We start from the raw sequence: 12,113 nt of genomic DNA, 5'->3' as shown, positions 1-12,113 counted from the left end.
TGATCGGACACCCCGAACGTGCCGGTTTCACCAAAGCGACCTCACCTCCGACTGGTTGCAACCCCGAGCCCCGAATGAGTCGGCTCGGCCGGCCGTTGGACTCCGCTGTCTACAAGCAGCCCGAGGGTGATGCCGTCCAGTCCTTAGAGACCGGCTCGGCTGGCCGGTGGGGCCCCCGGCCTACCGCTGGACGGCCCCGACCCCGAGTGAGTCCAGGGGCACGGCGAGAAGTGCTCACGGGCCGTCCCGAGGACCGCTCGGGGAGCTGTCTACGGCAGCCCGTGGACGATGCTGGCCAGCCCCGCCGACGGGGCGGCGAAGGCCCGTTGCGAGCTCTCTGCAGCTCGTCACAGTGCGGCGGCGTAGGCGGCGGCCAGACGTTCCATGACGCCGGGACCTTCCCGGTCAGGGGCTGGCTCGCCGAGATGGATGGTTCGCAGCTCGGCCATGAACTCCTCCCATAGGTCGGGCCCGCCGGCCGCAAGTAGCTCAGCGCGTACGCGTAGCCGCTTGGTGGTCGGCCGATGCTGCAGTCCCCACTCGCCGAGCTGTGCGAACACCGGCACCAGCCGAATCGACGCCTCGGTCAAGCTGTAGGCGGCACGACGTCCGGGCCCCGCGTCCTCCCGGGTCAGCAGCCCGGCGGCGACCAGCCGCTTCAACCGGTCGGACAGGATGTTGGACGCGATCCCCTCCTCCGATCCGGCCAGCAGTTCCCTGAAGTGGCGCCGGTTGCCGAACATCACGTCCCGCAGCACGAGCAGGCTCCAACTGTCACCGAACGCCTCGACCGCGGCATTGATCGGACACCCCGAACGTGCCGGTTTCACCAAAGCGACCTCACCTCCGACTGGTTGCAATCTACTACCGGCCTCTCCCGTCGCCGGGGCCGACCGCTTGCAACCCGCAATCAGCCTTGAAGGCCGTGAAGGGGGGCACCCCGCGACCGCAGACCATGGACGGAAGGGTGCTCCTGCGGTCAAGACTTCCTTGGACGGTTTCGTGGCCTCCCCTGACTACGGGATGGACTGGATGACCGGCGTCACCTTCCATCCGACCTGGTTGAGGAGCGACTGAACCACCGGCGCGTCCTTCGGCGCTGATCTGCCACGGCGAGACCACGACTTCGTCGCAGCAGACGCCTTGTTATGAGTGGCCCACCGACCCCACCCGCACCTGTGACAGCGCCCCCGGAGGCCCCGTCGATGAACGCGGCCTACGCGTTCATGACCGTGTTCTCTCCTCCAGGCCGGCCATTCGACAGGGCTCAAGTCGTGCCGGATTGGATGACCTGGCTCCCCGGGATGAGCGGAGATGCGAGAACGACGGACGCAGGACTGTGCGTTGCGTTGGTGCGTCACTCGTGGAGTCGCAGCACGACACGCTTTGTGAAGCCTCCTCGTTCGGCTGCCTTGGCTGAGCGCCTTTCTTCCAGCTCTTCTGGCGTCAGGCCGTGGAGGGCTCCGAGGGCGTGAATGACTTCCAGCAGGTCGGGAAGCTCTGCAGGGTCTCCGCTCGCCGTGTACTCACCTGCCTCCTCGTAGAGCTTCGTGCGCAACAGTGAGGCGTACTCGCCGGGGTTCGCAACACGGGTTTCCGGCACGCGCCCATCGGCTTGGATGATCTCGGGAATGCGGTCCCGGACCAGCTTTTCGGCACGTCCGCCGCCCTCTCCGACCGGATGAACCACGGCGCCGTTCCGCCGGTCCAGGGACTGGATCCACTTCACCGCCACCGCCGCGGTCTGAACCAGTTCGGTCCGGAGGGCAGCGGGCTCAGATTCGGCCAGGGCCTCGAAGAACTCTTCCGTGAGGATGTGCCGCCAGGTCAGCTCACCCTGTGACCCCGCCGCGGTGCACTGTCGCTTGGCCTCATCTGCGCGCTCGGTGAACTCCGGTCCGCTTCCATCGGGAAAGTCCTGGACACCCCACATCCGGTCTTGGGCCTCGCGTTCGGTCGCGATGTCCTGCAGGACTTTCCCGAGCGAACCTGGCACGCCATCGTTCTCCATGCAGCCCGACGCTACTGCGGCGCCACTGACTCCGACGGAAGTATCGCCTCAGCTGCGTGCGAAGGCTTGAAGGCACTGCTTGGCCATTTCCCATCCGCGAGCGTCGGGGTGGGGCGGTCCGTCTTCGTCGTGCTCGCGGTGCTGCCAGGACGCCCCGGCGGGCTCCATCGCGGCGGGCGCCGTCCGGCCCAGAGGCCCGTCGGTGGTCGGGGGCTCGACCGGCTGGGTCCAGGGAGCGGCGTGCGCATCAGCGTCAGGTGGGTGTGGCGTGCTCGGGTTCGCAGCTGAGGACCTCGTGCAGGACGGGCGGTAGCTCGTCCCAGAGCCACTCGTTCAAGGTCCCCGGAAAGTCCGCCGGCTGCCGGATGCGTAGGCGGTCGGGTGTCATCCGGGTGAGGCGTATCGGGACGGGGCCGTCGTCCCACATCGGGTCGCGGTTCCCCCAGTAGTAGGAGAAGTCGGCACTCGTCAGCATCAGCTCGGTGGGCAAGATGTGCTCACCCGGGTGCCGGCCCAACGGAAGCAGCCGCTGCGCGGTCGTGCGGAGGACGTTGAGCGCGGCGAGGTCGTGCGGGCAGGCGACGTCGGCGACCTCGAGTTCGGGCAGGCCGAATCGGCACAGGCCGCTGGTGGTGAGCCGGACGCAGGCACAGCCGTCGACGGCGTCCTCCTCGGCCGGGCAGCGGCCGGCGTTCCGGAAGGGCGGTAGTGCGGCGCCGATCCAGTTGTCGGCGAGGACGAACTCGTCGAACCGTCCGAAGGGGACGACGGGCAGTACCTGGTTCAGGGTGAGGTCCACCGGAAGGCCGCAGAGCGATTCGGCGATCGCCCTGGCGGCCGCGCGTGCGAGGTGGGGGCCCGAGGGAAGGTCCCCCACGGGCAGGACGGACGTGACCCCTACGTGCCGTGTGGCCTTCCGGACCCGCTCGGTGTCGTCCTCGTCGGCGGCCGTGACACCGCTCAGATCCCACGGCGAGTCCGCCGCGCGATGGGCGGCGATGATGAGCCGGGGTGTCCCGAGGCACATCGACACCGCGGCCGCGAACGGGGCGGGCAGCAACTGCCGGATCGTCGCCGCGACGTCGCCGGGGTCCTCGTCGGCGGCGACGACGAAGCCGGCGGTCGTCTCTTCGGGAACCGTGATGGTGATGGGCATGGCGGTCTCCTCGGGTCCTCGGACGGGGTCAATGCCGTCCAGCTTCGAGGAGGCGGCGGGGGAGAACGAAGAGAACGCGAACCTGTGGATAAAGGGAAGCAAGTAGTCGCGGATGTCTTACTTGCGGCGATTAGAAGGCGCAGGGGACGGACTTGATTCCGTTGATGAAACTGGTGCGCTGCCGGACTGGGGCGTCCGTGGCGTGTAGGCGCGGAAGGCGCTTGTACAGCTCGCGGAGCAGGACCGTCACTTCACGCCGAGCAAGGTGGGCTCCAAGGCAGAAATGAGGTCCGGGCGCACCGAAACCGACATGCGGATTGGGAGAGCGGGTGATGTCGAACGTATGCGGGTCCTTGAACACCCTCTCATCCCGATTGGCCGAGTTGTAGTACAGGATCACCCGGTCGCCAGTTCGGTAAAGGTGGCCCTCCAGTTCGTAGTCGCGGGCCAGGGTACGGCGCATCCACGTCACAGGAGTGGCGTAGCGGACGACCTCCTCGACGGCGTCCGGTAGCCGCTGCTCAAGGTCTGCGAGGAGGATGTCCCGCTGGCCTGGATGGTCGGTGAGGAGGACGAGGGCATGCGACAGCGCATTGCGTGTGGTCTCATTCCCCGCAACCACGAGGAGCGTGAAGAAGCGGCCCAGCTCGCGTTCGTCCAGGGCCTCACCGTCCACGTTCGCATGTGTCAGCGCGGTGACGAGGTCGTCCGCCGGCTTATCGCGGCGCACACGGCTCAGCTCGGCCATGAGCTCGTGCAGATAGGAGAACTTCTCCGCGAGCATGGTGGCCCGGTCCTTGCCGTCCGGGCCGACATGGTCCGGGTCGCCGACGCCGAGGATCAGGTCCGTGGCGTCGATGACGTCGTCGTACGCCGACTCCGGGATGCCCATCATGGAGCAGATGATCTGCAGTGGCATCGGCATGGAGACGTGCCGGACGAAGTCGCACGGTCCACGCTCGGCCAACTCGTCCACGATGCGTCGCGCCAGGACGGCCACATCGCCCGCGACCCGTTCGACCAGGCGGGGAGTGAAGGAGCGGGAGACGATGCGCCGGAGCCTGGCATGGCGGGGATCGTCGAGACTGATCATCGAACCGACGTAGTCGGCCACGGGCGGCGGGTCGGCGAGGCTGACGGCGGTGGGCTGGGAACTGAAGACCTCGGGCTTCCGGCTCGCCTCGGCGACCTGCCCGTACCGGGTCAGAGCGTAAAAGCCGGATTCGTCTGACAGGGGGCAGTAGACGGGACCCTCCGCGGCCCGAAGCGCGGCGAACATTTCGTCCCGCTCCGCGTAGGGCTTCGCCCAGAAATCCAGGCTGGCCAGGCTCTTCTCTACAAGGGAGGGCATACGTGGTGCCGCCTTCCATCCGGGTTACCGCAGTCAGGCTAACCCGATGACCGGCACCACGCGATCAATAGCGGGCGGGTGCGGAAACCCGCCCGCTATGCGCCGGTGCCGATCTAACGGCACGCCCCGGAAAGAGAACCTCGAACCGGCACCTTTCAGCGGGCGGACTGCTCCACATAGTGACGCTCGTTCGGGCCCACGTACACCTGTCGAGGCCGGCCGATTTTGGTGGACGAGTCGTTGAGCATCTCGCGCCACTGGGCGATCCAGCCGGGCAGCCGGCCGAGGGCGAACAGGACGGTGAACATGTTGGCCGGGAAGCCCATCGCCTTGTAGATGACGCCGGTATAGAAATCGACGTTCGGGTAGAGCTTCCGCTCGACGAAGTAGTCGTCGCTCAGCGCGACCTCTTCGAGGCGCATGGCGAGGTCGAGCAGCGGGTCGGACATGCCGAGGGCGTCGAGGACCTTGCTCGTCGCCTTCTTCACGACGGCGGCGCGCGGGTCGTAGTTGCGGTAGACGCGGTGCCCGAAGCCCATCAGCTTGACGCCGGGCTCCTTGTTCTTGACGCGCCGCACGAACGCGTCGATGTCGTCGCCGGTCTCGTGGATTCCTTCCAGCATCTCCAGGACCGCCTGGTTGGCGCCCCCGTGCAGCGGGCCGAACAGGGCGTCGACCCCAGCCGACACCGACGAGAACAGGTTCGCCTGGCTGGACCCCACGAGACGCACGGTCGAGGTCGAACAGTTCTGCTCGTGGTCGGCGTGCAGGATGAAGAGCATGTCGAGCACGCGCATGATCTCAGGGTCGATCTCGTACGGCTGCGTGGGCAGCCCGAACGTCATGCGCAGGAAGTTCTCCACGTACCCGAGGGAGTTGTCCGGGTAGAGCAGCGGCTGGCCGTTGGAGGTCTTATACGCGTACGCCGCGATGGTGGGCAGCTTGGCTATGAGCCGGATGCTGGACTTGTCGACCTGCTCGGGCTCGAAGGGGTCGAGGCTGTCCTGGTAGAACGTCGACAAGGCGCTGACCGCGGACGACAGGACCGCCATGGGATGCGCCTTGCGCGGGAAGGCGGAGAAGAACGCGCGGAACTTCTCGTCCAGCAGCGTGTGGTTGCGGACGCTGTCGGTGAAGTTGTCCAACTGGTCGGACGTTGGCAGCTCGCCATAGATCAGCAGGTACGCGACCTCAAGGAAGGACGATTTCTCCGCCAGCTCCTCGATGGGGTAACCCCTGTACCGGAGGATGCCCGCCTCACCGTCGATGTAGGTGATCGCCGACGTGGTGGACGCCGTGTTGGTGAAACCGGGATCGAGCGTGACGTGACCCGTCTCCTTGAGGAGCCGGCCGACGCCCAGGCCCGAAGGACCCTCCGTGGCCTCGGTCACCTCCAGTGGCATCCGGCCGCCCGCGTGGCTGAGCTCGAAATCCGACATGCTCGTCACTCCCAACTGCGTCCACACCTGCGGAGACGTCCGCTCGTCCCGTCGTTCATCGTATCCACGTGATCACATGGGCCAATCGTTGCCCTCTGCGTAGTTCGCGGGCCGGCGCCCAGAACCGAGCCCATACGGCCCAGGGCGGATGCCGACGAGTCCTCGACCGCTTCAACCGCGGCGTTCGTCGAGCGTGAGAAGAATCTCAACGCACTGGCGCATGTCCCTGCGGAGGAGGCTCCCGCAGCGTCGGCAACTCGGCGGTGATCTCGACGAGCGTCCGCTCCTGCACCCCGATCAGCTGCTCCACATCGGCGGGCGGCCACTCCTCGCCGTAGTGCGCGTCCAGCAACGTCGACAGCGCGACGAGGATCTGCTCCGGCGTGGGGCGTTCCCCAGGATCCTTCAGGAGGCAGCGCGTCACGAGCCCCCGCATAGGTTCGGGCAAGCGCGTGAGGTCCGGTTCGCCGTACACGATGCGGCTACGGACCTTGTGGTCGGTTCCGAACGGCGCCGCCCCGGTCGCCGCGAACACAAGCGTCGACCCCAGGGAGAACACGTCGCTCTCCGGATGTACAGGGTCTCCCAGGGCCTGCTCTGGCGACATGTAGGCCGGGGTACCCAAGATTTCCGTTCGCGAGAGGGGCAGCGCGTCCAGCGGGCGCGCGATGCCGAAGTCGATGACCCTCGGGCCGTCCGAGGCGAGCAGAACGTTGGACGGCTTGAGATCCTGGTGGACGATCTCCGATCGATGGATCGCGATCAGTGCCTCGGCCAGGCCGGCACCCAGCCGGCAGGCAGCCTGTTCGCGCAGCGGACCCTTCTGCTGGACGACCTTGGACAGGCTCACACCGCGGATGTACTGCGTCGCCAGCCACGGCTGCTCCGCGTCCGGGTCGGCGTCCACGACGGGGGCCGTGTAGAAGCCGCTGACCGACTGCGCAAGGGTCACCTCACGGCGGAACTTCTTCCTCCACCTGGGGTCGTCCACCAACTCCGGCCGGATCACCTTCACGGCGACGAGCCGTCTGCTCGGCGACGCCCCGAGGAACACCTCGCCCATCCCGCCGGAACCGAGCCGGGAGACCACACGGTACGGGCCGATCATCTCTGGGAGGTCTGACTGTATGGGCAACGGATTCCGATCGTGGTGGGGGCCGCTCAATCGTGCCACGGCCCGGCCGCGGTTCCGGTGAGCGCCTCACGTCCAGGGAAGCGCGCTCCGTTCGGCCCAATAGCGCTCCGGCGGCACGCCCAGCCCAGACAGGATCTCGAGTTCATCCCCATCCAGGACGACCTCCGTCGCAGCCAGGTTCGATGCCAGCTGCGCAGTACTGACCGCGCCGATGAGGATGGTGTCCGCCCACACTCGGCTAAGCGCGGCTGCCAGGGCGAGGGCGTCCGGCTGAACCCCCTTTCCGGAGGCGATCCTTTGCACAGCCTCCGGGGGACGCACGGCCAGTCTTCCGTTGGCAAGCACTTCCTTGAGCAACACGTGCAGCCCCTCATCGTGTGCATCACGCAGGGCGTCCCCGGCAGAGGGCTCAAGTACGTTCCACGTCGACTGGACTGTGCTGAACAGCCGTTGCCCACCCACTTGGAGCTCCAACGCCCGGCGGATCGTGTCCCTCTGCCTCGGGCCAGAGGTTGAGAACCCCACGCGGACACCCTCGGCCGCCGCTTCAGCAAGGGCCTCCTGCAGCCGGACGTCCCGAAACAACGGACTATCCTCCGTCAGCGAATGCACTTGGTAGACGGACAGATAGCCATCGAGAAAGCCACGAGTCTCCTCATACTGCACGCGGTAACGCTCAAGGAGATGCTCCTTGACCTCGTGCACGGGCGCGTCCGTCCTCCAATCCCCTACGTAGGTGTAACCCCACTTGCTCGATACTGTGACGTCCTCCGGCATACGCTCAGCGAGCCAGCCACCGAGGAACTCCTCCGCTCTCCCATACGACCGCGCCGCGTCCACCCACCGGATGCCCGCCGTGTACGCGGCGTCGAGGACTTCCCACGTGGCCTCACGCATGGCCTCGACGCTGCGGTCGTGCGGTAGGTCGTCAGCCCTGCCGACGTTGATGTAAGCCGGCCGCCCCAGCGCGGCAAGCCCGAGCCCAAGTCGCTGTATCGCGTTCACCCTCTCAGCCTGGCACCGGTCCACACCATGTTCCATCCGCGACCCCTGATCGCCCGAATGGTCTGATCTCGGAGAGGTCGTCGCCGACTTATCCACAGAGCGCCGTTTCGCTGTTCTCGCCGCCGCGCGTCCATGAGGCTGGGTCGCATCAACATCACGAGAAAGGCGCGGCAATGCCTGTGGAGATCAACCGCGGCCATTACGGGGCCCACCAGTTCGCCGGCCACCTCGGGCTCACCCGGTGGCAGCTGCGCGTCGGCCTGGAGCACGGCATCCTTCCCAGACCCGATCTCGACGGGGAGCGATGGTCCGCGAAGCTCGTCGAACAGGTCGAGGGACGCGGCCACCAGGTCATCGCCATGTTCGGAGACGACCCGCCCGTCGGCTCCGCCCGGGCGGCCGCCAGGCTGGCGGCACGGGTGGGTCTCGACGTCGAACGACGCGACGTCGAGGTGCTGGTGGCTCAGGGCGACCTCAACGTCATCAGCAGCTTCCGCGGGCACCCGGTCTACCTCCTGCGCGATCTGGACCGCCTCGACCCGGCCGCCGTCCGATCGGTCGTCGCCGCCCGGAAGGGCCCGCTGACCGACACCGTCGACTCCGGCGGTGCGGCGACGATCCTCGACTGGCCCCGCAGGACGTTCGACCGGATCGCCGGCGAACGCGAACTCGCCACAGACCGGCTGGGCCGCTACGCGCTCTCCGACATCCAGGCGCTGAGCGCGGACGAACCCCTCGCCCGGCAGGTCGTCGAGGAGAAACGCGACCTCGCCCTGACCAAGATGCTCCGCTCCGAGGACAGAATTCAGGAGGTCGTCCGCGGCTGGCTGAAGCGCTGCACCGCATACCTGGACCACGAAACCGACCGGCCCCCCGAAATCGCCCCCGTGAGCCGAGCCATCCGGGCCCTCTCAACCGTCCGAGCGGAAATAGCCAATCAACAAGGTCCCTCGTCCTAAGCCCCTTGGCGACCCCGTCCCACCACCCCGGCCACTGCCCAGTCGGCCATAACACTCACCGACCAACTTGCCTTCACACGTCCCAGGCACTCCATCTGAGGAAAAGCCGCTGAGGTATTAGTTCTTCAATGGGTTGCTTGGTTTGGTTTGGGAGCGGCGAGAAGAGGAACGGCGCTTGGAAGGGGGTTTTTGAAGCGTTTTCTGGTGGGCCACGATTGAGAAGAGTCGGTCGCGGGCCTCGGTTCGGGACAGTGCCGGGAGGCGCTGGGGGAGGTGCAGCGCCGACGGGGCGTCGACCATGCCGTCGTCATCGACGGTGACCCGGTCGCCCGTCCAGTCACCGAGAAGGATGACGGAGACCCCGCCGGGGTGGCGGTCGAGGAGCGCCTTGATCCTCTCGTTCTCTCCTTCGGGGTTCGCCACAAGGAGGAGACGTCGCGCCTGCTGCACGTCCCTGCTCTCGCGGATGGCGAGTTCGGTCTCGAGGTAGGCCAGGGCGGCATCGAGATTGCCCGGAATGAAGAGTGCCGCGGTGTCGTCGTCGAGGAGTTCGTCTTCGGCCAGACCGAACAGGGCGGTGGTGTCCGGACGAGGGATCACGACGAGGGAGTTCTCGCCGTGCTCGTCCAGGGCCGCTACGGCCAGGATCCGCGCGGCAGGGGCCGCGCCCGAGCCGGTCAGGGCCAGAACCGGAGCGGCGAAAGGGTCGAGGGCGGGTCGGTAATCGAGATGGGCCTGCACCGGTTCCGTCGGCTCGGTGATCGAATACGGGAGTCGTCCCGCGGCTGCGCAGAGGCGGTGACGAAAGGGGTAGCAGAGCGCGGCCACGACGGGGAGGAGCAGCCCGAGGAGGAGGACCGGCTGCAGTGAGGGCGGTGGCGTTTCGAGGTCGTCGGCCTGGCTCAAGGTGGGGGTCGGCTCCAGCGTCGGTGTGCGAGTCGGCGTTGCGGTCGGTTTGGACGGTTTGGAGGGTTTTGGCGAGCGTGTTGGAGTCGGCTTCGAGGGTGCGAGACCTGATGCCCCGACTTTTGGGCGTGGCCGTGGTGGAGCTGTTGTGTGCGGAGTCGGTTGCGTGCTGGACCAGCGGCGGAACAGTTCGTCGAGCCACCGCGGTGACGGGGACCGGCGCCGAGTCCTGTGCGGCCCGTCGTGCCGGTCGCCTCGTCGGTGGAACTCCCCATCGCGCCCTGTTCTTCTGTGCGACCTCTCATGCATCGCGATCCACGCCTGCCTGCACTCGTGCCTCATCTGACGGTCGCTGGTGCGCATGGCGTCACGGCAGACTGGCGGTATCGACCTGGGCGATTCGGGCTCCGGGTGGACGGCCGCGTCCACGGATGCGGCTGCGCCGATGGAGATGGCGCCGGCCAGCGCGGTACTACCCAGCACTCCGCCGATACAGCAGAGCAAGCCGCGGATCGTGGCGGCAAGGCCGGGAAGTGCCAGAAAACGGTTCATCTTCGCCCCGGGGGATCGCGTCGGTCACCGTGCGAATGCCGATCGTAGTCAACTTGGCTACGGAGCGTTGAGAATCGCTCACAGTCGACCCCGCGATCATCCGTGCGGATTCCGTTGCCGCCCGATGCGATTTATGCGGCAAATCGTACAAATTCGGATACCGTGACCTCGCACGGCGCGGCGCCGCGCTGTGGGGAAAGAAGGAGGCGCATCTCCGCGGTATGCCCAGCAACCCGTGGTTTGCGGGGACGGCGCGGGCGGTGTGCTGCCAGGTTCCTCGGATTTGGTGGCTGCTTCGATACAGCTCTGAAGCGGCCACCCGCGGGTGGCGACCTAGTGTTATAAGTCTCACTCCATGTCACCGGGGAAACTGAGAATCTCCACTTCTCTCATCTCCGGTCTCTTGTCCTGAATTCACCACACCTTTGGGGCTTCCTTCACGGACGCGACTAGTTACCTCAAGGTCGCCTCGAAACGACCGCCGTAAGCGGATCGCTTAATCAGCCGGCCGCCTACGAAGTCCCCAGAACCATGGGGCGACCCGTCCGGCCCACCGCGCACTGCGGCGGCTTCTACGGGCCGGGCATGCTGCAGCTGCGGGTGAAACCCGACCAGACATCGACCTCATGGATCGGACCTCTCCCATCCGTACGGTCGGCTGCCCGCTCAACCGATTGAGGCCGTATCCGAGGGGTGGGTGCTTGCGGTAGCCAGCTGGGCCGAAGGCGGTGGCCGACCGCCGCTGCCCCGCGATGCCGACTGGCCCAGACCCCCTTACGCAGCGGGCACACGCCGCGCTGACCCCGGACGCGCTGTAAGGACGCAGGTTGCCCGCTTGGTCATGTGGCTCCGGAATGGTGACCGCGACGCCACGACGATGCAGGTGAGCGCGGCTCGCTGGGCGGGAGGAAGCCCGTCGACACGAGACCAGTCCGGCCAGGCCCGGACGCCCTCGCTCGGTCCCCGCGTAGCGCAGGCGGCTGGCCATCCCGGTCCGGCCACCCCGGTCCGGTCACCCCGGCCAGGTCACCCCGGCCAGGTCACCCCCGCCAGGTCACACCGACTCGGCCATCTCGGTCCCGGTCACCCCGGTCCGGTCACCCCGGTCCGGTCACCCCGGTCCGGTCACCCCGGTCCGGTCACCCCGGTCCGGTCACCCCGGTCCGGTCACCCCGGTCCGGTCACCCCGGTCCGGTCACCCCGGTCCGGTCACCCCGGCCAGGTCACCCCGGCCAGGTCACACCGACTCGGCCATCTCGGTCCCGGTCACCCCGGTCCGGTCACCCCGGTCCGGTCACCCCGGTCCGGTCACCCCGGCCAGGTCACCCCGGCCAGGTCACACCGACTCGGCCATCTCGGTCCCGGTCACCCCGGTCCCGGTCACCCCGGTCCCGGTCACCCCGGTCCCGGTCACCCCGGTCCGGTCACCTTGGGCCGGTTCCCTCGGCCCGGCAGGCCCGGCAGGGGCGCATGTTCCGGCCGACTCGGCAGGTCGGGCTGGAGTTGGTCTGCAGTGTGGGCAGGGTGTGCGTCCTAATGCCGTGTGGAGGGAAGGTGGGATGGGTCGTCGGGTTGGGGCCGGCCTGGTCGGGAGGCGTT

The 12,113-nt window shown here is 67.6% G+C and carries 9 protein-coding genes; 1 reads left to right on the top strand and 8 read right to left on the bottom strand.

Annotated elements, in window-relative coordinates; translation table 11 throughout:
* Window positions 1-347: 347 nt before the first annotated feature.
* The 7 genes from E1266_RS29500 to E1266_RS29465 all read right to left on the bottom strand — a co-directional run bounded on the left by E1266_RS29500 (window position 348) and on the right by E1266_RS29465 (window position 8,097).
* Window positions 348-830, bottom strand: coding sequence for a helix-turn-helix domain-containing protein (locus E1266_RS29500; protein ID WP_207945984.1), 483 nt, complete (start codon window positions 828-830; stop codon window positions 348-350).
* 527 nt (window positions 831-1,357) lie between these two features.
* Complete coding sequence (locus E1266_RS39645) at window positions 1,358-2,011, bottom strand: nucleoside triphosphate pyrophosphohydrolase (RefSeq protein WP_243719036.1); 654 nt, start codon at window positions 2,009-2,011, stop codon at window positions 1,358-1,360.
* Between the two features lie 253 nt (window positions 2,012-2,264).
* Window positions 2,265-3,167 (bottom strand): hypothetical protein, encoded by a 903-nt coding sequence (locus E1266_RS29485; protein ID WP_132052566.1) that lies wholly within the window; start codon window positions 3,165-3,167, stop codon window positions 2,265-2,267.
* 130 nt (window positions 3,168-3,297) lie between these two features.
* Window positions 3,298-4,446, bottom strand: coding sequence for a cytochrome P450 (locus E1266_RS29480; protein ID WP_243719034.1), 1,149 nt, complete (start codon window positions 4,444-4,446; stop codon window positions 3,298-3,300).
* A gap of 227 nt (window positions 4,447-4,673) precedes the next feature.
* On the bottom strand, window positions 4,674-5,957 hold the full coding sequence (locus E1266_RS29475; RefSeq protein ID WP_132052562.1) for a citrate synthase: 1,284 nt from the start codon (window positions 5,955-5,957) through the stop codon (window positions 4,674-4,676).
* Window positions 5,958-6,162: 205 nt separating this feature from the next.
* The gene (locus tag E1266_RS29470; protein ID WP_132052560.1) at window positions 6,163-7,065 is read right to left on the bottom strand and encodes a serine/threonine-protein kinase; all 903 of its coding nucleotides are present in this window, start codon (window positions 7,063-7,065) and stop codon (window positions 6,163-6,165) included.
* Between the two features lie 93 nt (window positions 7,066-7,158).
* Window positions 7,159-8,097 (bottom strand): aldo/keto reductase, encoded by a 939-nt coding sequence (locus tag E1266_RS29465; RefSeq protein WP_243719033.1) that lies wholly within the window; start codon window positions 8,095-8,097, stop codon window positions 7,159-7,161.
* 173 nt (window positions 8,098-8,270) lie between these two features.
* Here E1266_RS29465 and E1266_RS29460 point away from each other — a divergent pair, with 173 nt between their 5' ends.
* Window positions 8,271-9,056 (top strand): hypothetical protein, encoded by a 786-nt coding sequence (locus E1266_RS29460; RefSeq protein ID WP_132052555.1) that lies wholly within the window; start codon window positions 8,271-8,273, stop codon window positions 9,054-9,056.
* A gap of 117 nt (window positions 9,057-9,173) precedes the next feature.
* On the opposite strand, the gene E1266_RS29455 is transcribed toward E1266_RS29460, so the two are convergent.
* Window positions 9,174-9,962: a hypothetical protein gene (locus E1266_RS29455; RefSeq protein WP_132052553.1), complete on the bottom strand. Its 789-nt coding sequence runs from the start codon at window positions 9,960-9,962 to the stop codon at window positions 9,174-9,176.
* Window positions 9,963-12,113: the final 2,151 nt, after the last annotated feature.

Source organism: Actinomadura sp. 7K534 (assembly GCF_004348575.1).
GTDB lineage: Bacteria > Actinomycetota > Actinomycetes > Streptosporangiales > Streptosporangiaceae > Spirillospora > Spirillospora livida.
This window is presented reverse-complemented; position numbering and strand designations above follow the sequence as displayed.